This is a genomic window from Pseudoflavonifractor sp. 60 (assembly GCF_009911645.1).
Taxonomy (GTDB): Bacteria; Bacillota; Clostridia; order Oscillospirales; family Oscillospiraceae; genus Lawsonibacter.
In genome coordinates, this window is sequence record NZ_QWKI01000157.1 from 12337 (window position 1) to 32120 (window position 19784).

Sequence of the window (19784 nt, forward strand, 5' to 3'; positions counted from 1 at the left end):
GGGACTCTTAACTCAAGGGTTTATACAGTGATAACTAATTGGAACTTCTCAGGGGGTTCCAATTCTTTTATAATAGGGGCAAAGGAGGAGATTCCGATGCAGAGCATTCCTGTTTATCTGCTGGCCGCGCTGGCCAGCCTGTGTCTGTTCGGATGCGGCGGACGGACAGCGGCGTCTGAGGATATTCCGCCGCCAGCCATATCTGAAACTGAGGAGGAGTCCGTCGTGACAGTCAACACCAAAATTACGGATGTGATAGCTGACCCGGTTTTCGGGGACTATGGCCGCTTGCTCTTCCCAGTGCAGGACGATTACTACAGGGGCGAGACGCTGGGAGAGCTGAGCCTCACCTACTACAGCCACATTGACCCGGACAAAACGGTGGAGATTGTCAACAGCCTGAAAGCCCGCGCCGGAGCCGGGGAAAACCTTTTTTACGATATCTACACCGACGCGGAGAAAGCCGCTGACCCGGCCAAGGCGGACACCGGCCTGTTTTTCTTCAAAGGGGAGGAGGGCGCGCCTTTCGCTATCTGCAATGCTGGTGGGGCTTTTGCCTATGTGGGGGCCATGCATGACAGCTTTCCCCACGCGCTGGAGCTGTCCAAGCGGGGATACAACGCCTTCGCTCTGATCTACCGTCCCGGGGCCCAGACGGCCTGTGAGGACCTGGCCCGGGCTATCAGCTTTGTGTTCGCCAACGGGTCGGAGCTGGGCGTGTCCACCGACTGCTACTCCCTGTGGGGCGGCTCGGCGGGGGCGCGGATGGCGGCCTATCTGGGCTCCTTGGGCCCGGCGGCCTTCGGCGGGGACGACCTGCCCCGGCCCGGTACGGTGGTCATGCAGTACACCGGACACAGTGAGTACAACCCCAACGGGGAGCCGCCCACCTTCGCCTGCGTGGGGGACAGCGACGGCATTGCCAGCTGGCGGACCATGGAGCGGCGGATTGAGGCGCTGTCCGCCATGGGGGTGGACACCGAGTTCCACCACTACCCCGGCCTGGGACACGGCTTCGGCCTGGGGACCGGGACGGCGGCGGAGGGCTGGTTTGATGATGCGGTTGCATTTTGGGAAAAACAAATCAATCCCTAAAAGGAGTGTCAACTATGAACAACTTTATCTTTGAGAACAGCACCAAGGTGATCTTCGGCAAAGGCTGCGTGAAGGAGTTCCTGGCCAGTCTGGTGGACGGCTTCGGCGACACCGTCATGCTGGCCTACGGCGGCGGCTCCATCAAGAAAAACGGCGTCTACGACCAGATCATGGAGACTCTGGTGAAGGCCGGGAAAAACGTGGTGGAATTTTCCGGGATCATGCCCAACCCTACCTACGCCAAAGTGCAGGAGGGAGCAAAGCTGGCCCGGGACAACCGGGTTGGCGGCATCCTGGCGGTGGGCGGCGGCTCGGTGATGGACTGCTGCAAGGCGGTGTCCCTGGCCGCGGTCTATAAGGGGGACATCTGGACCGACTTCTGGGCCAAGCCCGGCGTCATTGACTTCGACCCCCTCCCCCTGGGGATGGTGGTCACGGTGGCCGGCACCGGCAGTGAGTGCAACGGCGGCGCGGTCATTACCAATGAGGAGCTGAAGGTGAAAACCGGTCGGGACTATCCCAGGTGCAACGCCCGCTTCGCCCTCATGGACCCCACCTACACCTTTACTGTGCCCAAGTCCCAGATGATCTCCGGGGGGTTTGACACCCTCAGCCACATCATGGAGATTTATTTCAGCGGCCCGGACGCGGAAAACGTCTCCGACGATCTGGCCGAGGCCCTCATGCGGGGAACCATCCGGGACCTGCGAGCGGCGGTGCAAAATCCCGAGGATTACGACGCCCGGAGCAACCTTATGTGGGAATCCACCATGGCGGAGAACCGCATTCTTAAGCTGAACAAGCAGACCGACTTCCAGTGCCACATGATGGAGCATCAGCTGGCAGCCTATGTGGACTGCAACCACGGCGCGGGGCTGGCCGTCCTGCACCCAGCCTACTACCGGGCCATCTGCGAGAAGGGAGCGGCCAAGTTCGCCCGCTTCGCCGCCCGGGTGTGGGGCATCTCCAACCAGGGCAAGAGCGAAAAGGCCCTGGCCCGGGCGGGCGTGGATGCCCTGACCGCGTTCATCCGGGAGCTGGGCCTGCCCTCCACCCTGCGGGAGCTGGGGGTCACCGAGGAAACATCTCTGGAGGAGATCGCCAACACCGTTCCCCTGGCCCCCGGCGGCTACGGCAAACTGACCCACAAGGATGTGCTGAACATTTTTAAGGAGTGCTTCTGATCGAAAAGCCTTTTCTCAATACAAGAAATACAAGGCGGTTAGTATTGTTAATACTAACCGCCTTTATATCAATTAGGAGCGAATGTTCCACTTATCTCTTTTATCATGTATTCAATATCATAATCATCTAAATTATATGATAAACTTGAGCCAACAGTATGAACCTCAGAAAATTCGCCATTTGCAGGTAAACGAACAGTAAGGGTTAAGGTAGTTTCGTTGTTTTCATCATAAGCATCATCTGATTCCGCTACCGTAAACAATTCAACTGAGCTTCCAAGTGTTGGAAGCGGAATTTCAAAAGTAATTTGAACATTGTTAAAACTGCCGCCCTGAACAGCATAGGCACTGATTGTAATATCTTGCAGACTACCAAAGTTAGTGCCGAGTATATTATGGGCTCTAAGGTTTGAAGTCTCAAGGCTTAATGATAGATAATCTTCAATATTGTCCGCAGTCAATTCTACCTCTTTTCTTCCCCCATCTCCACCACCGCCACAGGCCACCAGAGAGAGGGCCAGAGCCGCCGCAAGGATAAATGCTAGTAGTTTTTTCATTGTGTCAACCTCCGTCTAATTTTGTTGTGCGATTATCGCCAGGGAAAGAGTAACACATAAGTATTCAAATGTCAACATATGTGTTCATAGATAAGCCCACTCTAGCTTACTATGTTTGCTAGAGGTGATGAAATGAGCGAAATGCAGCTAGACCCTGTAATTGTTGGAGGAGTAATAGCAAGGTACAGAACAAAAAGAGGATTGACACAAGAAGTATTAAGCGGATTAGCAGATATAGGAAGGACGCATTTAAGCGCAATAGAACGTGGAGAACGAAAGCCAACATTAGAAACTCTTTATAGAATAAGTCTTGCATTAGAAGTAAAAATGAGTACGCTTGTTGTGGCCATTGAAAAAGAATTAGATAAAGACTGTTAAAGCAGCTATCTGTATACCTCTACAGATACGCTCCCCCGAAGCAGTCCAAAAACCACGCCAGCGGCGTGGCCTTTTTTATTCCAACCTTATGGTATGACCAGGTAACGCTATTTTGTTCTTCCATACCCGGCAGTTCTTCGATAAAATAGGACTGAAATCTGATACGAATCAGGGGGAACATAATGAAAACACGCATATTAGGTAAAGACCTGGAGGTCTCCGCCATCGGGCTGGGCTGCATGGGCTTCTCCCACGCCTACGGTGCGTCCACGGAGCGGAGCGAGGCCGTCCGCGCCATTCAGCAGGCGGCGGACATGGGCTACACCTTCTTTGACACCGCCGAGGTCTACGGCACCCCCCAGGACCCCAGCCAGAACGAAGAGCTGGTGGGGGCGGCCTTAAAATCCCGTCGGGATCAGGTGGTCATCGCCACCAAGTTCGGAATCCACTTCGACATGACCTCCAGCCAGGTCAACCACCCCCTGATCCCCGACTCCCGCCCCCGGGTTATCCGCCGGAGCGTGGAACAGTCCCTGCGGCGGCTGAACACCGACCACATCGAACTGTACTATCAGCACCGAGGGGACCCCAACGTCCCGGTGGAGGAGGTAGCCGGGGTGATGGCCGGCTTGATTCAAGAGGGGAAAATCACCCACTGGGGCCTGTCCGAGACGGACGGGGACACCCTCCGCCGGGCCCACGCCGTCTGCCCGGTGACGGCGGTGCAAAACCGCTACTCCATGATGGCCCGCTGGCACGAGGCCCTGTTTCCCGTCTTGGAGGAGCTGAACGTGGGCTTTGTGGCCTTCTCCCCCATGGCGAACGGTCTGCTCAGCGGGAAGTACGACCAAACCTCCCGCTTTGAGCCGGGGACGGACTACCGGAGCGTGATGCCCCAGTTCACTCCGGAGGCCTTTGAGAAAAACCGGGCGCTCCTGGAGCTGATTCAGGACACCGCCCAGAGTAAAAACGCCACCCCGGCCCAGATTTCCCTGGTCTGGATGCTGTGCAAAAAGCCGTGGATCGTACCCATTCCCGGCAGCAGGAAAGTGGAACGCCTGCGGGAGAACGCCGGGGCGGCTGAGGTCGAGTTGTCTGCCGCCGAGGTGGAGGAGCTGGACCGGGCCCTGGACGGCATGGAGATGTCCCAGGTGTTCGGCGGCTCCCAAATTGTGAGAAAATAGGCAGTTTTTGTTTCTAAATCCGAAGGGGGTGGAAACAAAAACTCAAGGATTGGAAAGGTGTGTCAAATATGAAAGTATTGTTGGTCAACGGAAGCCCTCATAAGGAGGGCTGCACCTACACCGCCCTGACTGCGGTGGCCGATTCCCTGGCCGCTGAGGGCATCGAGACCCAAATGTTCTGGATTGGGACCAAGCCCCTGCCCGGCTGCATCGCCTGCAAGACCTGTGTGCAGAAGAAGCTGTGCGCCTTTGACGACAAGGTAAACGATTTTTTGAACATTGCCGGGGACTTCGACGGCTTTGTGTTTGGCACCCCCGTCCACTGGGCGGCGGCAGGCGGAGCCATCACCTCCTTCCTGGACCGGGCCTTTTACGCTGACGTGTGCGGCGGCGGAAACCGCTTCCTCCTGAAGCCCGCCGCGGCTATTTGCTCCGCCCGCCGGGCGGGCACCACCGCCACCTGGGACCAGCTGAACAAGTATTTTGGCCTGATGCAGATGCCCATTATTACCTCCCGGTACTGGAACATGGTCCACGGGGCCACTCCAGACCAGGTAAAACAGGATCTGGAGGGGATGCAGGTTATGCGTATCCTGGGCAAAAACATGGCCTGGTTCCTCAAGTGCAGGGAGGCCGGGGAAAAAGCCGGGATCGCCCCGCCCAAGCAGGAAGCGGTCTCCTTCACCAATTTCATTCGGGAGTAATATTTGTGCCCTGGTCATTGGACCGGGGCATTGCTTATGCTCCAACCTCTCGGTGTGACCGGGTAACGCTATTTTGTCCTTCCACATCCGGAAGATTTTCGATAGAATAAAGCCAATATATTTTAGATTTGGAGGAACGAAACATGAACACGCAACTGACCATCAAACTGAACAACGGCGCAGAAATGCCCATGGCGGGGATCGGAACCTTCCTGCTGACGCCGGACGAGGCCGAAGCCTCCTGCGTCAGCGCGCTGTCCTGCGGCTGCCGGCTCATTGATACCGCCAACGCCTATGTCAACGAGCGGGCCGTGGGGCGGGCCATGAAGAAGTCCGGCCTGAAACGGGAGGAAATCTTTCTGGAGACCAAGCTGTGGCCCTCGTTTTACGAGCAGGCTGACGCGGTGGAAAAGACCCTCGCCCGGCTGGATACGGACTACATCGACCTGCTGCTGATCCATCAGCCCGCCGGAAATTTTGCGGCTGGATACAGACGGATGGAGAAAGCGTACAAGGAGGGGAAGGTCCGCGCCATTGGGCTGTCCAACTTCAATATGGAGCAAATCAAGGAAATTTTGTCCATCTGCGGGATAAAGCCTGCCATTCTCCAGACGGAGGTCCACCCCTACTACCAGGAGAAGGAGCTGAAACAATTCCTGTCCTCGGAAGGGATCGTGACTCAGGCCTGGTATCCCCTGGGCCATGGGGACAAGGCCCTGCTGGAGGAACCGCTGTTCACAGAGCTGGCCCGGAAGTACAACAAGAGCAGCGCCCAGATCATCCTGCGCTGGCACATTCAGACGGGAAACATTGTGATCCCGGGTTCCAAGAACCCGGCGCACATCAAGGATAATTTTGCTCTTTTCGATTTCGAGCTGACCGAGGCTGAGATGTCCGACATTGCCGCATTGGATAAGGGCATCCGCTACTACACCAGCACGCCGGAGCTGCTGAACCGTTATGCGGCCATGGTGCCCCCGGTGGATGAGCAGAAATAACGGAGATTGCTATGAAGAAATTGATCCATATTTGTATGCTGCCCGTTCTCTCCATCCTGATGTTGAGCGCCTGCGGCAGCGCTGCTCAGACGATTGCCGCTGCGAGTCCGGAGGCGCTGGCAAGCGGCATAAATCACTCCATACAGAGTGCAGACGATTCTTTTGTCACCTTCAGTACAGAAACCTACTGGGGATTCACCATTGACAATGTACTCCACGCCGGAGAAGCCGGCGATATCCACTACAACGTCTATATCCCGGAAAGCTACGACAGCAGCGAGCCCTACGCCCTGTTTTTCACCCTGCCGGGCTATGAGGGGCTGTATTTCCAGGGTGTTGCGGCCAATCTCCAGTCAGAGGAGTTTGGCTTTGAGGCCCAAAAGTACCACGAGGATATGATCGTCGTTGCGCCCCAGCTCAGCGACTGGCGGGAGACCTCTGCCAATCAGACCATCGCCCTGGCGGAGTATTTTTTGAAACATTATAACATCGACCCGTCCCGTGTCTACGCCAACGGCTACTCCGGCGGCGGAGAGACCATGTCCATCGTGATGGGCAAGCGTCCGGAGCTGTTCACAGCATATCTGCATTGCAGCTCCCAGTGGGACGGGGACCTGAAGGTACTGGCGGAGAGCCGGACGCCGGTCTATCTGGTGGTTGGCCGGGAGGACGAGTATTACGGCTCCGGACCCTCGCAAAAGGCTTGCGATACGCTCCACCAGCTCTACCAGGAACAGGGGCTGACCGATGAGGAAATCAGCGGGCTGCTGGTTCTGGACATCAAGGAGCGGTCCTATTTCACGGAAAAGGGCCTGAACAATGAGCATGGCGGGGGCAATCTGTTCGCCGCGGACGAGGACATTATGGACTGGCTGTTCAGCAAAACAAAACGCACCGTCTTGAGCGGGACCATCCCGGCGGAGCTGGAGTACATCCCCGAGGGCTACACCACTCCGGCAGAGCATCCAGGAACGCTGGAGCGGTTGGACTATCAGACCTGGGAATCTCTCTCCTACGAGGACCACACCCGGCAGCTGACCAAAACAGCCTGGGTCTACCTGCCCTATGGATATACTCCGGACCGGAAGTATAACGTCATGTACCTCAGCCACGGCGGCCGGAGCAATGAGGCTTCCATGATGGGTACGTCTGACGATCCCCACGAGTTCAAGCACATCATGGACCACGCCATTGAGGATGGAAAAATTCAGCCGCTGATTATTGTTCTGCCCACCTACAACAACACCAGCGAATCGGACAGCGGCAATTACTCCCTGTCCCTGCGGCTCACTGGCAACTTCCACAATGAGCTGGTCAATGACCTGATCCCCGCTGTGGAGTTCAGGTACAGCACCTATGCGGAGAGTACCGATTTGGCAGGTCTGACGGCCTCCCGGGATCATCGGGGCTTCGGCGGGTTTTCCATGGGTTCCATGAACACCTGGCACACCTTTGAATACTGCCTGGACTACTTCCGCTACTTTGCTCCCTCCAGCGGCGGCCCCATTGGAAACGGGGCCTATATGGCGGATATCGTGAACCGCTCCAGCCAGAGCCCGGAGGACTTCTTTATTTTCACGGCCTCGGGGACCAATGACTTTGCCTACTCCGGCTTCAAGAGCGGGGTGACGGCGATGGGAGAGACGGATGTTTTCACCTTCGCCGACAGCGAGGTGGAGGGCAATCTCTCCTTCCGGGAGCGGGAGGGCTACTCGCACGACGGGAACGCGGCCAACGAGTATATGTATAATGCGCTGCGATTTTTTTGGAATTGAGCAAAAAACACTTGACTTAAAGTCTACTTCAAACGATACACTAAACCACGCCCCGGTTTACCGCCGAGGCGTGGTTTCTTCTAGTCTGCCCCCACCTGTCCCACCGCCATGATGAATTGCAGGACCTCCTGGGGCGGGTCTTTGGCGTAGATCAGGCCGTAGGGCAGGGTATAGCCGCATTCCAGGGGGATGGTAGCCAGCAGCGGGTGGACGCCGCTCCAGCACTGGGCGGACAGCAGCAACTCCGTGGAGGAGGCCAGCTGATTAAAGGTACTGGTGTCGATGTAATCCACCCCTTTTAATGTAATCTCAGGGTGGTCTCTCTCAATTTCCGCCCGCAGGGGGTCCAGAGGCGGCTTGTTCCCGGGGTTGGCGCAGATCAGCGTCTCCCCATGGAGATCGTCCAGGGTGAGCCGTTCCCGCTTGGCCAGCGGGTGGGTCTTGGCGCAGGTGATGCACAGGGGCAGGTCCCACAGGTGGAAGGAGTTGTACCGGTCCCCCCAGTAGGTGCTCTGATAGGGGCAGGAAATGATGTCGATTTTCTCCCCCAGGTGGTCCAGTATGTCGTTAAAGACGGGGACGCTGTCCTCAAAGGGGACCACCTCCGGCCGCAGGTTGGGAAACCGCTCCGACGCGTTCGCCCACCGCTCCAGCAGATTACTGGCCGGGTTCATCAGGGACACGCCGATGCGGATGGTGTACTCCTTGGGCTTCTCCAACTCCCGGGCCTTGCGGACGATGAGGTTGGAGTGGCGAATGAGCTTTTTCGCCTCGCCGTAGATCAGTTTGCCCGCCTCGGTCAGCGCCAGCCCCTGGGAGCTGCGGACGAACAGCTTCACCCCCAGGTGTTCCTCCAGCAGATTGATCTGCTTGGTGACGGCGTTGGCAGAGATGTACATCCGCTCCGACGCCTTGAGAAAGCTTCCGGCGTCCGCCGTTTGAAGAAAGGTGTCCAGATGTCGATTGTACATAAAAGCCTCCTTCTGCGCTCCAACCCTTTGGTGTGACCCATTATAGCTATTTTCTCCTTCCCATGCAAGTGAATTTTTTGTAAAATGTAGCTGTGATCGGGGAGGTGAATCGAAATTGACCCCAAAACTGATCGTCTACTACTCCCGGCGGGGAGAGAACTATGTGGACGGCCGCATTCAGAACCTGGCCGTGGGCAGCACGGAGATCGCGGCGGGTCTGGTGCGGATGCTGACCCAGGCGGACCTCTTCCGCATTGAGCCGGTGCAGGAATATTCTCCCAATTACTGCACCTGCATCGACCAGGCCCGGCAGGACCTGTACCACAACGTCCGGCTGGAGCTGAAGGGATTCCCGGACCGCTTCGGGGAGTATGAGACGGTCTACCTGGGCTACCCCAACCACTGGAACACCCTGCCGGTGGCGGTGATCTCCTTTGTGGAGCAGCTGGATTTCTCCGGAAAGACAATTTTCCCCTTCTGCATCCACGAGGGGGACGGCATGGGCCGCAGCGAAGCCGACCTGCGCCGGCTGTGCCCCGGAGCCCGTATCCTTCCCGGCCTGCCCATCCGAAGCGCGGACGTGAAATACAGCATGGACGTGCTGGAGGATTGGCTGAACAACACGAAATTGGAAAACCAGGAGGAATTGATATGAAACTCAAGAAATGGCTTTCTCTGGCCCTGGCGGGGGCAATGTCCCTGTCTCTGCTGGCCGGGTGTGATACGCCCCCCAATGACGGCACACCGGCACAAACGCCCGGTGGCCCCCAGGGTGAGGCGCAGCAGGAGGCGGTGTTGCCCGATGGCGCACTAGTCATCAAGGAGCAGGGGATGTTCTCCGCAGGCGGCACGGTGCTGACCTCGGACGGCACCTTTGATGTCTCCAACTACTATATGTCCCGGGAGGGTTCCACCTCCCATGTGGACCACGCCAACGTGTTTTACCAGATCCCGGCGGAGGAGACCGGCCTGCCCATGGTGTTCCTCCACGGCTACGGCCAGTCCCGCATGGGCTGGATGACAACCCCCGACGGCCGGGAGGGCTGGTCCGACCTGTTCCTGAAAATGGGCCACAGCGTATTTCTAATCGACCAGCCCCGGCGGGGTGAGGCGGGCCAGACCTCTGTGGCCGGGACCATCACCACCGAGCCCTCCGATCAGACCTGGTACACCCAGTTCCGCATCGGCACCTACCTGGACGGCCAGTTTACCCGCAACGAGGGCTCCCAGTTTCCCGAGGGTGAGGAGGTCCTGGACCAGTTTTTCCGCCAGATGACCCCGGACACCGCCATGGACGCCGCCAACGGCGACCAGAACATTGACGTGACCGTGGTAGCTCAGGCGGTTGCCGCCACCATTGACGAGGTCTATGAGCGCACCGGAAAAGGCTCCATCCTGGTGACCCACTCCCAGGGTGGGATGCCTGGCTGGGAGACCGCCCGGTACACCGACCACATCGCCGCCATTGTGGCCATCGAGCCGGGCATGGCCCCCATGGTGGACAGCGAGGATTACAATGCCCTGCTGGCGAAAAACATTCCCGTCACCTTCTACTACGGCGACTATATCGGCCCGGAGTTCACCGGCGTTCCGGCGGCGGGGATGTGGGGGATGATGTCCTCTACCGCCGACGCCTTCACCGCGGCCTACACCGCAGCGGGCGGACACAGCACCATCGTCCGTCTGCCCGAGGAGGGCATTACCGGCAACGACCACTTTATGTTCCAGGACCTGAACAACGATGTGATTGCCAACCATGTGGAGGCCTGGATTCAGGCCAACGTGAGCTCCGACGGCGGCAGCGGTGCGGTGGTGTCCAGCCCCGCCCCCGCTGAGCCCTCCAACAGCGAGGGCGGCAAGACCCTGGTGGCCTACTACTCCGCCACCGGCAGCACCCAGGCGGTGGCCCAGACCATCGCCGACACCACCGGCGGCGACCTCTTCGAGATCGTCCCCGCCGAGCCCTACACCTCCGCCGACCTGGACTGGACGGACAGCGACAGCCGGGTCAGCCAGGAGCATGACGACCCCGCCCTGCGCAGCGTGGCGCTCACCGCTGATACGGTGGACAACTGGGACGACTACGACACGGTGTTCATCGGCTATCCCATCTGGTGGGGCATCGCCGCCTGGCCCACGGACAGCTTCGTCAAGGCCAACGACTTCACCGGCAAGACGGTGATTCCCTTCTGCACGTCCTCTTCCTCCGGCCTTGGGGAGAGCGGTGAGCTGCTGGCCCAGCTGGCCGGCGCCGGAAATTGGCTGGAGGGCCAGCGGTTCCGCAGCAGCGTCAGCGCGTCGGACGTGACCGATTGGGTCAACGGACTGGGCCTTTCCTAAAAAACAAACAAAAGGGAGCGATTCAAATGAAAAATGTAAAACGGTTTTTGTCCCTGCTGCTGTCGGCAGTTATGCTGCTGGCTGTGGCCCCTGCCGCCCTGGCGGCGGAGTTCACCGACGTGAGTGCCGATGTCTGGTACGCCGACGCGGTGAACTATGTCACCGAACACAACCTGATGGACCCTGCCGGCAGTACGAGCTTTGCCCCTGACGCCGAGGCCAGCCGGGCCGCGCTGGCGGTGGCCCTCTACCGGGCCGCCGGAAGCCCCGCTGTTGGGGCGGCGGACTTTACTGATATCCCCGCCAACAGCCCCTACGCCAGCGCCGCCGCCTGGGCCAAGGCCAACGGTGTGATTGCCAGTTACGCTGACGACCGCTTTGGCGGCGAGGACCCCATAACCCGGGAACAGATCGTCACCATCCTCTGGCGGTACTCCGGAAGCCCCGCGGCGGAGCAGGGACAGGATTTTACTGATGAGTCCGCTATCTCCTCCTACGCATCCCAGGCGGTGGACTGGTCCCGGGCCAACGGGATCGTCAGCGGCTACACCGATGGACGGTTTGACCCCCAGGGGCACACCACTCGCGCTCAGCTGGCGGTGATTCTCCGGGGATACCTCACCGCCAATCAGCCCAGCACCCCCAACACCGGCTCCCGTACCCTGGTGGTCTACTACTCCGCCACTGGCAGCACAGAGCGGGTGGGCGGCTACATCGCCGACGCCCTCAACGCGGATACCTTCGAGCTGATCCCCGTCACCCCCTACACCTCCGCCGACCTGAACTGGACCGACCCCTCCAGCCGGGTCAACGACGAGCATGACGACCTGTCCCTGCGGGATATCGCCCTGGTCTCCACGGCCCCGGACAACTGGGCGGACTACGACACGGTATTCATCGGCTACCCCATCTGGTGGGGCATCGCCGCCTGGCCGGTGGACAATTTCGTCAAAAACAACGACTTCACCGGCAAGACGGTGATCCCCTTCTGCACTTCCTCTTCCTCCGGGCTGGGTCAGAGCGGTGAGCTGCTGGCCGAGATGGCCGGTACCGGAACCTGGCTGGAGGGCCAGCGGTTCTCCAGCGGCGCTCCCCAGAGCCAGGTGACCGACTGGGTTAACAGCATCCGATAAGCAACAAGCAGAAAACCCTCCCCGGTTTGAAAGGAATGATCTCCATGATGTACAACCCCCAGCTGGACACCTTTCTCCGGGTTGCGGAGGCGGGGAGCTTCAGCAAAGCGGCGGAGGAGATGTTCATCACCCCGCCGGCGGTCATCAAGCAGATCAATCTGCTGGAGGACGGCTTGGGCGTGAAGCTCTTCACCCGCACCCACCGGGGCCTGCTTCTCACCGAGGCGGGGAAGTCCATGTACGGCGATACCAAGCGCATTATTCAGGACTGCAACGAGGCGGTGGTGCGGGCCAAGAACGCCATGCAGGACAGCGGAAACGTGGTCCGCATCGGCACCTCCCCCATGACGCCGGGGCAGTTTGTCCTCAAGCTATGGCCCGCCATCCAGGAGCAGTGCCCGGATATCAAATTCCAGCTGGTCCCCTTTGAAAACTCCCCGCAGAACGCCCGGAACATCCTGCGCAGCCTGGGCCAGAACATCGACATTGTGGCCGGAGCCTTTGACCAGAACTTTTTGCAGTCCCGCAAGTGCGCCGGGCTGGAGCTGCTCCAGGCCCCCATCCGCTGCGCCGCGTCCATCTATCACCACCTGGCGGAGAAAAACAGCCTGACCGTCCAGGACCTCTACGGCGAGGAGCTGATGCTGATCCAGCGGGGCTGGAACCAGAGCATGGACATCCTGCGGGACGACCTGTGGCAGCTCCACCCCAGCGTGAACATTGTGGATTTCGACTTTTTCAGCCTGGAGGTCTACAACCAGTGCGAGAACAGCAGTGCGGTGCTGACCACCATCGACCCCTGGGCGGGGATTCACCCGCTGCTGAAGGTCCTGCCGGTGGACTGGGACCACAAAATATCCTTCGGCTTGCTCCATTCCCCCAAGCCGTCCCCGGCGGTGCGCCGGTTACTGGACGCGTTTCAGGCGGTGTATCAGTAAATTGCAATGAAAAATCGGAGAGGATTTATCCTCTCCGATTTTTTATTCCCCTTCTTCAATCGTAATCGTGCCGTCGTAGTCAAGGAGCAGCTTGATTGCGCGTCGGTATTTTTTTATGGTTATCCTTCTTTCCTTTCAGCTGCCTTTTATTGCAGAGCAAAATACGGCTGCGGAGAAGTTCCAAAAGGGTTATGCAGTTTCAACCCTTATCTGCACCGGACCCATGTTCACCCTTCTGGCCCTGATTTCCGGCACCGGGACCCTGACCCAGGAGACCTCCGACGCCGCCGTCCTCCGGGTGGAGGAGATCGCCGACGAGGGCATCGTCCTTCTGGAGAACCAGCAAAACCCGCTGTCTCTGGCTCCCAGCTCCAACATCAACGTGTTCGGCTGGGCCTCCACCAACCCGGTCTACGGCGGCACCGGCTCCGGTGCGCTGAACGACGCCTACCACATCGTCTCTCTGCTGGAGGGCCTGCAAAACGCCGGCTTGAAGACCAACACTGAGCTGAGCAGCTTCTACACCAGCTACCGGGCGGACCGTCCCGCCGTGGCCATGTTCGAGCAGGACTGGACCCTCCCTGAGCCCGCCGCCGCCGAAGGGTTTATCGACTATGAGCAGATGGTCCAGTACCCCTTCGGCCACGGCCTGAGCTACACCACCTTCAGCTAGGAAAAGGGCCCCATCTCCGAACGCAATGGGACCATTACGTTCGACGTTACCGTCACCAACACCGGCAGCGTGGCAGGTAAGGACGTGGTGGAGGTCTACTACAATCCGCCCTACACCAACGGCGGCATTGAGAAAGCCAGCGCCAACCTCAAACTGTCCATCGGCTCATCCAGCAAGAACACCAAGTCCATCCTGGAACGGATCGGCCCGGGGGACTTCTTTGACGCCATCGCCGACGGCGCCGACATCACCCACTCCAAGCCCGACCCAGACTAATACATGCTTGATTTCAGCAAGGCCAACGAGTGGAAGATCATCGAAACCGATTTTGACCCCACCGCCCCAGGCAAAGTGGAGGCCAATTTCTGTCTGGGCAACGGCTACCTGGGACTGCACTCCGCCACTGAGGAGAAGTATCTGGGCGCGACCCGGTTCTATAATAATGTCAATCAATAATAGAAAACCAAAGAAATGGCAATAAAAGCAAGGGCAGCAAAGATATGAAAGAGCAGACCGTTTGCGCGGAACAAGTATATCAATATTCCATTCTCTGAGCGGCTCAGAGGTCACACAAGGATACCTGACTGACCTGAGACATAATCGAACAGACAGCTTTCCAGGCCGAAGCATGGCGATTATGTGCAGCTTCACCCCATGGTACCACTCTTTTCGAGTGGAATTGAAGCATTTATTGTATAGTGGCCGCCCTACCTTTGCACCAGTACTGTTGGAACGTTGGGCAAGCATGACCGGCATGGAATCTACCACATACTCATGAGTATCCGGGGATTTTTCCAGTATTTTCTCTCCGATTTTCTCTACTTTACGAATGAAAGAGAAAAATATTTTGGGGCTTGACAGAAGCGGGATTTTGTATTATTATATTATTCACCTAATACAATCATACAAGGAGGGACGCCCATGGCCTGGAAGCTGGAGGATGACCGGCCCATCTGGCTTCAGCTCAGCCAGCAGCTGGCCCGGCGGATCATCACCGGGACTTATCCCCCCGGCAGCCGCCTGCCCTCGGTGCGGGAGCTGGCGGCGGAGGCGGGGGTCAATCCCAACACCATGCAGCGGGCTCTGGCCCAGCTGGAGCAGGAGGGCCTGGCCCGGGCCGACCGCACCGCAGGCCGTCTGGTAACTCAAGATGTGGCGGCGCTGGAGGCGGCCCGCCTGCGGGAGGCGGAGGCGGTGCTCCAAACATGTTTCGCCTCCATGGCCGCCCTGGGCTACAGCCGGGAGCAGACCATGGAGCTGTTAAAGGAGGAATTTCAGTGAGCGACTATTTGATTCAGTGCCGGGGGCTGTACAAGACCTACGGCCTGCGCCCCGCCCTGTCGGATGTGAATCTGGAGGTGGGGCCGGGGCGGATCGTGGGGCTGCTGGGGCCCAACGGCAGCGGCAAGACGACCCTGATCAAGCTGCTGTGCGGCCTGATCCAGCCCACCACCGGGACCCTGGCGGTGGACGGCTCCGCCATCGGCACCTATACCAAGTCCGTCATCAGCTACCTGCCCGACCGGATGTACTTTGCCGACTGGATGAGGGCGGTGGACCTGTTCGACCTGTTCCGGGATTTTTACGGCGACTTTGACTATGAAAAGGCCATTGCCATGTGCGCCAGCCTGGGGATCGAGCCCCGGGACCGGCTGAAAACCCTGTCCAAGGGCACCAAGGAGAAAGTACAGCTGGTGCTGGTCATGGCCCGGGCGGCCAAGCTCTATCTGCTGGATGAGCCCATTGCCGGCGTGGACCCGGCGGCCCGGGACTTCATCCTGCGCACCATTTTGACCAACTACAACGAGGAGGGCACCGTCCTGCTCTCCACCCACCTGATCTCTGACATTGAGAAGGTGCTGGACGAGGCCATTTTCCTGAAGCAGGGCAGGGTGATGCTCCACGAGACGGTGGACACCCTGCGGGAGAAGGAGGGCAAGAGCGTGGACGCCCTCTTCCGTGAGCTGTTCCGGACGGAGCCCATGTTTGACGGGGAAAAGGAGGGATTCTGATGCTGCTCAAGCTGTTAAAGTACGACTTTCGGGCCATGTGGAAGCAGTTTTCCCTGGTGTGGGGGGCGGCCCTAGTCATGTCGCTGGTCAACCGGTACACCCTGGATGACCGGTACGCCGCCAAGCTGGTGGGTGAGACCGGCTCAGGTCTGCTGTTTTTTGTGCTGGTGGCGGTTTGTACGGCCATGTTCATTATCTCCATCCTGTTTGTCATCCAGCGCTTCTCCCGGGGGTTGCTGGGCAGCGAGGGCTACCTGATGCACACCCTTCCCGTCCGCCCCTGGCATCTGGTGATCTCCAAGCTGATCTGTGCCCTGACCGCCTGCGTCGGCAGCACGGCGGTGGCGCTGATCTCCCCCCTCATCATGTCCCGCATCCGCTGGAGCGACCTGGTACAGTTCCCCTGGTGGAGGCTGTTCTGGGGGCTGTTCAAGCACCTCGACGCCCTGGTCCTGCTGGGGGAGTTCTGCCTGCTACTGCTCTCCCTGATAACGGTCAACATCGCCATCCTCTACCTGTCCATCTCCCTGGGCCACCTGTTCCCCCGCCGCCGGAAGCTGGCCAGCGCGGCCGCCTTTATCGGGCTGTATGTGCTGCTGTTCAACGTCTATGGCCGGTTCTTCTCTCTGCACATCGCCAGGCAGCTGATGGGGATGGCCACAGAGAACATTTACGGCTCTATGCTCACCGCCAGCGTCATTATGCTGCTTCCCGCCGGCGTGTGTCTGGCCGCCGTATGCTGGATTTTAGAGCACAAGCTGAATCTGGAGTAAAGAAAACTGCCTGGAGCGAGACGATCCAGGCAGTTGTTTTTATGGAAGGAATGGGCGGGGTCCTGCGCGCTACACGCCCGCCTCCAGGTCTTTGACCAGCGGCGGAATTTGAGAGATCATGTTGTCCATGTCCTCAAACATGGCGCTCTTTGTGGTGCCCAGCCGGCTGGTGGAGTCAATGTGCTTGACCACCTCCTGATACTGATTCTTGATCTGGTCAAAGAACTGGCACAGGGTCTGCAATTCCTGGCGGGAGGCCTCGATGACGGCAGAGATCCCGCTCTGTACCGACACAGCTCCCTCCGCCGCCGCAGTGATCTGCTCAAAGCTGCCCTCCGCCTGGGACATAATGCCCACATTCTGGTTCAGGGTCTCCCGGGAGGTGGAGATGCTCTCGCTCAGCTCATTGGCGCGGGCCTCCACCTCGCTCACTCCGCTGTCCACCTCACCTGCCAGCGACTGGATTTCTCCCGACAGCTGCTTCACCTGGGCGGCCACCACGGCGAAGCTCCGCCCCTCGGCACCCGCCCTGGCGGCCTCGATGGAGGCGTTAATGGCCAGAATATTAGTCTCCTCCGCAATGGAGACAATTTTGCTCATGGACTGCTGAATTTCCTTAATTGCCTTCGCCAGCTGGGAGAATGTCTCCGCCATGGTGTCGTAGGACTGCTGCACCTGCATAGAGGTCTGTCCCAGCTCCGACATCCGCCCTCTGGCCTCGGACACCGCCTGCCCGATTTCCCCCCGCACCTGGCTGAACTGCTCCGCCGTTTCGTTGATATTGGAGAAGGAGGCCCCCAGGTCCTGGAGCTTCGTCTGAAAGCGGTCCCCCTCCTTCAGCACGCCGCCGAAGGAGGCGCCGATCTGGCTCAGCTCCCACAGGGAGACCACCTCCTTTTTCACCAGCTCCTGCTGATATTTCTTTAAGCTGTCGGCAATGTACAGCACCGGATAGAGGCTCTTCTCCTGGGATGCCCGCTGAGGCTGCCCCTTCTTTTTTCGCAGAAACATCGCGCTTCACTCCTTTATTCAAAGACCACGCAGGTCATGGACTGGTTGACAAAGCGGTTGTTGTAGTGCTCCCCATAGCCCACAAAGCCGGCGTGATTGCCCAGAGCCGCCATATCGCGCAGATAGCTCTGCATATAGCCCTGCTCTGAGAACAGCTTATAGCGAAACAGACAGTTTACCGAAAAAATGGCCGAGCGGTGGGGGAAATCGTGACAGATCTGCTGGATGGTGTCCTGTACAATGGCCCGGTAGTCGCCCAGCTCCAGCAGGATGAGCACGTCGGAGTCGTTTACCTGGCGGAAGCAGGCCAGCGCGCTGCCCCGGACCTCCTTGATGGAGATGATGCAGGTGTCGTCTCCATTCAGCTTGCCGAAGGGATTTTGAAAGGTGCGGGTGAGGATCTCCTCGTCCGTCACATGGAGGATATCCTGGTAGACCTGCTTGGCGCTTTTTCCGTTCAGCGCCCCCAGGACATAGTTGGCCCGGTCGGTGTTGGAGGCCACAAAGCGGTAGTTCCCCAGCTGGTGATAAATGTTCTCCTTATAGGTCTTGACCCGGCCGCTCTGGTTGCGCACCAGGGCGTAAGCCACCGCGTCCTGGTAGACCTGCCCGTTTACCGACACCTGGCCCTGGTCGCCGGTGCCCCCCACCAGAGAGATGCCCCGCTTGCGCAGCGCGGTATCCACGGTGGTAAGCACGCAGGCGTCGTTGCCGGAGCAGAAATCAATGCAGACCGTGTCCCGGCTGGAGCCGCCCAGCGCCTGCATATCCCGCTCCATACGCTGTATGTATTTCACCGGCATGGTGGACGCCTCCTCCAGCACATTGGCAACGGCGGCAACCCCGTCGGTGAAGGCGATGATCCCGACCCCGTGCTCCACTACGTGGGTCTTATAGCACATTCCAATACAGCCAATGCTGGGGACCCCGGGGAAGCGCTGCTCCAGCGCCGCCACGTGTTCCTTAAACTGATCGCTGTTGGACAATAGCATAATGAACTGGGGATGGATGAGACCCTGCAGCGCCTCGTCCAGATTTCCGCGCTGACTCATTCCAAAAAACTGCTTCATGCCCTGCCTCCTCGTATATCATACTGAGTGTTTCATTATATGGGAAAAATATCCGAATGTCAATATAAAGCGAACTGAAATCGGGGGGCAGCGGCTAGTCCTGGGCGGGGGGATATTCGTTGCACAGCAGACGGTAAGGGGGCTCATCCTCCTCAATGGCGGGGAAGCGGCCCACCGGGGGATTGAAGCGGTTGTCGGTGTTGTCGTCGTTGCACTGGCTCACCTCGCCCAGCAGAACGGGGCCGGTGCCCTCCTCCACCGAGAAGTCGTGGTAGAGCAGCTGCTGGATGTGGATGCTCTCCCCGGGGGTCAGGCGGATCTGCGTGCCGGCGGGGACGGTGTAGGTCCGCCCGTCGGTGTGGACGGTGACAGGGGAAGAATAGTCAATCTCCTCGTCCGGCAGGGAGTTGTAAACCCGAATGAGCACGTTGCCGCCCCCCCGGTTGATAATATCCTCCGTCTTGTACCAGTGGAAGTGGTTGGGGGCGTACTGGCCCTCTCGCAGGTAGAGCACCTTCTCCGCATACACCTTGGGGTACTTGTCCGGCATGGCCCGGTTTCCGTTGCGGAGGGTTATCAGGGAGAAGCCAAAGTGGTCAAAGTCCCCCTTGCCATAGTCGGTGATGTCCCAGCCCAGGGCGTTGTCCCGGATTTCATCGTACTCACGGCCCTTCTCCGCCCACTCCCCGGGGGTGAAGCCGAGGAAGGGGGGCAGGGCAAACCGGTACTCCCTCAGCATGGCCTCAAATTCCTTGATGACGGCGTTGATCTCAGAGCGTTTCACAATATCATCGTCCTTTCTGCAGGGCTTCTATCTTCCATGCTATCACGGAGGATTTTCCTTGTCAACTGGAGATTTCCTATCCTTTGCGTCACGAAGCAGACAAATTTTGCAGAATGGACCAGGCCCACACAAGCGGCGAAGCCGCTTGCCCCCTTTGGCAAAGGGGGCCGAAAGATTATCATATGAAGTGCAACACAAGAAAAA

General features: G+C 58.8%; 22 protein-coding genes. 17 read left to right on the top strand and 5 right to left on the bottom strand.

Features of this window, described 5'->3' with window-relative positions:
• Nucleotides 1-96: 96 nt before the first annotated feature.
• Together D1646_RS16385 and D1646_RS16390 are read left to right on the top strand one after the other, a co-directional pair.
• Entirely contained in the window at nucleotides 97-1095 is a 999-nt protein-coding gene (locus D1646_RS16385) for an alpha/beta hydrolase (RefSeq protein WP_160637504.1), read from the top strand.
• A 14-nt stretch (nucleotides 1096-1109) separates the two neighbouring features.
• A complete protein-coding gene (locus tag D1646_RS16390; RefSeq protein ID WP_160637505.1) occupies nucleotides 1110-2279 on the top strand; it encodes an iron-containing alcohol dehydrogenase in 1170 nt (389 codons plus the stop codon).
• 68 nt (nucleotides 2280-2347) lie between these two features.
• On the opposite strand, the gene D1646_RS16395 is transcribed toward D1646_RS16390, so the two are convergent.
• Complete coding sequence (locus D1646_RS16395) at nucleotides 2348-2836, bottom strand: hypothetical protein (RefSeq protein WP_160637506.1); 489 nt, start codon at nucleotides 2834-2836, stop codon at nucleotides 2348-2350.
• Nucleotides 2837-2968: 132 nt separating this feature from the next.
• Between D1646_RS16395 and D1646_RS16400 the strand changes: the two genes are divergently transcribed.
• From D1646_RS16400 to D1646_RS16420, 5 genes are all read left to right on the top strand, one after another.
• Nucleotides 2969-3214 (top strand): helix-turn-helix transcriptional regulator, encoded by a 246-nt coding sequence (locus D1646_RS16400; RefSeq protein ID WP_243154209.1) that lies wholly within the window; start codon nucleotides 2969-2971, stop codon nucleotides 3212-3214.
• Nucleotides 3215-3396: 182 nt separating this feature from the next.
• Entirely contained in the window at nucleotides 3397-4398 is a 1002-nt protein-coding gene (locus D1646_RS16405; RefSeq protein ID WP_160637507.1) for an aldo/keto reductase, read from the top strand.
• Between the two features lie 68 nt (nucleotides 4399-4466).
• Complete coding sequence (locus tag D1646_RS16410; protein ID WP_160637508.1) at nucleotides 4467-5102, top strand: flavodoxin family protein; 636 nt, start codon at nucleotides 4467-4469, stop codon at nucleotides 5100-5102.
• Nucleotides 5103-5245: 143 nt separating this feature from the next.
• Nucleotides 5246-6100, top strand: coding sequence for an aldo/keto reductase (locus D1646_RS16415; protein WP_160637509.1), 855 nt, complete (start codon nucleotides 5246-5248; stop codon nucleotides 6098-6100).
• Between the two features lie 11 nt (nucleotides 6101-6111).
• Complete coding sequence (locus D1646_RS16420; RefSeq protein ID WP_160637510.1) at nucleotides 6112-7875, top strand: prolyl oligopeptidase family serine peptidase; 1764 nt, start codon at nucleotides 6112-6114, stop codon at nucleotides 7873-7875.
• A gap of 80 nt (nucleotides 7876-7955) precedes the next feature.
• On the opposite strand, the gene D1646_RS16425 is transcribed toward D1646_RS16420, so the two are convergent.
• The gene (locus D1646_RS16425; protein ID WP_160637511.1) at nucleotides 7956-8846 is read right to left on the bottom strand and encodes a LysR family transcriptional regulator; all 891 of its coding nucleotides are present in this window, start codon (nucleotides 8844-8846) and stop codon (nucleotides 7956-7958) included.
• 115 nt (nucleotides 8847-8961) lie between these two features.
• On the opposite strand from D1646_RS16425, the gene D1646_RS16430 reads away from it, so the two are divergent.
• The 10 genes from D1646_RS16430 to D1646_RS16470 all read left to right on the top strand — a co-directional run bounded on the left by D1646_RS16430 (nucleotide 8962) and on the right by D1646_RS16470 (nucleotide 16715).
• Nucleotides 8962-9501 (top strand): flavodoxin, encoded by a 540-nt coding sequence (locus tag D1646_RS16430; protein ID WP_160637512.1) that lies wholly within the window; start codon nucleotides 8962-8964, stop codon nucleotides 9499-9501.
• A complete protein-coding gene (locus D1646_RS16435; protein WP_347565237.1) occupies nucleotides 9498-11186 on the top strand; it encodes a flavodoxin in 1689 nt (562 codons plus the stop codon). The genes D1646_RS16430 and D1646_RS16435 overlap by 4 nt, the downstream gene beginning before the upstream one ends.
• Before the next feature lie 26 nt (nucleotides 11187-11212).
• Entirely contained in the window at nucleotides 11213-12319 is a 1107-nt protein-coding gene (locus D1646_RS16440; RefSeq protein ID WP_160637513.1) for a flavodoxin, read from the top strand.
• A gap of 44 nt (nucleotides 12320-12363) precedes the next feature.
• Entirely contained in the window at nucleotides 12364-13257 is an 894-nt protein-coding gene (locus tag D1646_RS16445; protein ID WP_347565238.1) for a LysR family transcriptional regulator, read from the top strand.
• A gap of 115 nt (nucleotides 13258-13372) precedes the next feature.
• Nucleotides 13373-13930, top strand: coding sequence for a hypothetical protein (locus D1646_RS16450; RefSeq protein WP_201754726.1), 558 nt, complete (start codon nucleotides 13373-13375; stop codon nucleotides 13928-13930).
• A gap of 69 nt (nucleotides 13931-13999) precedes the next feature.
• Nucleotides 14000-14206, top strand: coding sequence for a hypothetical protein (locus D1646_RS24020; RefSeq protein ID WP_201754727.1), 207 nt, complete (start codon nucleotides 14000-14002; stop codon nucleotides 14204-14206).
• A gap of 3 nt (nucleotides 14207-14209) precedes the next feature.
• The gene (locus D1646_RS16455) at nucleotides 14210-14386 is read left to right on the top strand and encodes a hypothetical protein (protein WP_160637514.1); all 177 of its coding nucleotides are present in this window, start codon (nucleotides 14210-14212) and stop codon (nucleotides 14384-14386) included.
• A 465-nt stretch (nucleotides 14387-14851) separates the two neighbouring features.
• Nucleotides 14852-15211: a GntR family transcriptional regulator gene (locus tag D1646_RS16460; RefSeq protein WP_160637515.1), complete on the top strand. Its 360-nt coding sequence runs from the start codon at nucleotides 14852-14854 to the stop codon at nucleotides 15209-15211.
• Entirely contained in the window at nucleotides 15208-15942 is a 735-nt protein-coding gene (locus D1646_RS16465; protein WP_347565239.1) for an ABC transporter ATP-binding protein, read from the top strand. Before D1646_RS16460 ends, D1646_RS16465 begins: the two co-directional genes overlap by 4 nt.
• Nucleotides 15942-16715 carry a hypothetical protein gene (locus D1646_RS16470; protein ID WP_160637517.1) on the top strand — a complete coding sequence of 258 codons (774 nt, stop codon included), beginning with the start codon at nucleotides 15942-15944 and terminating at the stop codon, nucleotides 16713-16715. Before D1646_RS16465 ends, D1646_RS16470 begins: the two co-directional genes overlap by 1 nt.
• A gap of 69 nt (nucleotides 16716-16784) precedes the next feature.
• Here the strand turns inward: D1646_RS16470 and D1646_RS16475 are convergent, their stop codons facing one another.
• From D1646_RS16475 to D1646_RS16485, 3 genes are all read right to left on the bottom strand, one after another.
• Nucleotides 16785-17726 carry a methyl-accepting chemotaxis protein gene (locus D1646_RS16475; RefSeq protein WP_160637518.1) on the bottom strand — a complete coding sequence of 314 codons (942 nt, stop codon included), beginning with the start codon at nucleotides 17724-17726 and terminating at the stop codon, nucleotides 16785-16787.
• A gap of 14 nt (nucleotides 17727-17740) precedes the next feature.
• On the bottom strand, nucleotides 17741-18796 hold the full coding sequence (locus tag D1646_RS16480) for an FIST N-terminal domain-containing protein (RefSeq protein WP_160637519.1): 1056 nt from the start codon (nucleotides 18794-18796) through the stop codon (nucleotides 17741-17743).
• Between the two features lie 94 nt (nucleotides 18797-18890).
• Complete coding sequence (locus D1646_RS16485) at nucleotides 18891-19580, bottom strand: D-lyxose/D-mannose family sugar isomerase (protein WP_160637520.1); 690 nt, start codon at nucleotides 19578-19580, stop codon at nucleotides 18891-18893.
• Nucleotides 19581-19784: the final 204 nt, after the last annotated feature.

Excerpts from the sequence above, each read along its gene's own strand:
- D1646_RS16420 (WP_160637510.1), top strand. The coding sequence starts at position 6,112 with ATGAAGAAATTGATCCATATTTGTATGCTGCCCGTTCTCTCCATCCTG.
- D1646_RS16480 (WP_160637519.1), bottom strand. The coding sequence starts at position 18,796 with ATGAAGCAGTTTTTTGGAATGAGTCAGCGCGGAAATCTGGACGAGGCG.
- D1646_RS16470 (WP_160637517.1), top strand. The coding sequence starts at position 15,942 with ATGCTGCTCAAGCTGTTAAAGTACGACTTTCGGGCCATGTGGAAGCAG.
- D1646_RS16450 (WP_201754726.1), top strand. The coding sequence starts at position 13,373 with ATGGTTATCCTTCTTTCCTTTCAGCTGCCTTTTATTGCAGAGCAAAAT.
- D1646_RS16410 (WP_160637508.1), top strand. The coding sequence starts at position 4,467 with ATGAAAGTATTGTTGGTCAACGGAAGCCCTCATAAGGAGGGCTGCACC.
- D1646_RS16435 (WP_347565237.1), top strand. The coding sequence starts at position 9,498 with ATGAAACTCAAGAAATGGCTTTCTCTGGCCCTGGCGGGGGCAATGTCC.
- D1646_RS16440 (WP_160637513.1), top strand. The coding sequence starts at position 11,213 with ATGAAAAATGTAAAACGGTTTTTGTCCCTGCTGCTGTCGGCAGTTATG.
- D1646_RS16400 (WP_243154209.1), top strand. The coding sequence starts at position 2,969 with ATGAGCGAAATGCAGCTAGACCCTGTAATTGTTGGAGGAGTAATAGCA.
- D1646_RS16415 (WP_160637509.1), top strand. The coding sequence starts at position 5,246 with ATGAACACGCAACTGACCATCAAACTGAACAACGGCGCAGAAATGCCC.
- D1646_RS16405 (WP_160637507.1), top strand. The coding sequence starts at position 3,397 with ATGAAAACACGCATATTAGGTAAAGACCTGGAGGTCTCCGCCATCGGG.
- D1646_RS16460 (WP_160637515.1), top strand. The coding sequence starts at position 14,852 with ATGGCCTGGAAGCTGGAGGATGACCGGCCCATCTGGCTTCAGCTCAGC.
- D1646_RS16445 (WP_347565238.1), top strand. The coding sequence starts at position 12,364 with ATGATGTACAACCCCCAGCTGGACACCTTTCTCCGGGTTGCGGAGGCG.
- D1646_RS16425 (WP_160637511.1), bottom strand. The coding sequence starts at position 8,846 with ATGTACAATCGACATCTGGACACCTTTCTTCAAACGGCGGACGCCGGA.
- D1646_RS16390 (WP_160637505.1), top strand. The coding sequence starts at position 1,110 with ATGAACAACTTTATCTTTGAGAACAGCACCAAGGTGATCTTCGGCAAA.
- D1646_RS16395 (WP_160637506.1), bottom strand. The coding sequence starts at position 2,836 with ATGAAAAAACTACTAGCATTTATCCTTGCGGCGGCTCTGGCCCTCTCT.
- D1646_RS16385 (WP_160637504.1), top strand. The coding sequence starts at position 97 with ATGCAGAGCATTCCTGTTTATCTGCTGGCCGCGCTGGCCAGCCTGTGT.
- D1646_RS16475 (WP_160637518.1), bottom strand. The coding sequence starts at position 17,726 with ATGTTTCTGCGAAAAAAGAAGGGGCAGCCTCAGCGGGCATCCCAGGAG.
- D1646_RS16455 (WP_160637514.1), top strand. The coding sequence starts at position 14,210 with ATGCTTGATTTCAGCAAGGCCAACGAGTGGAAGATCATCGAAACCGAT.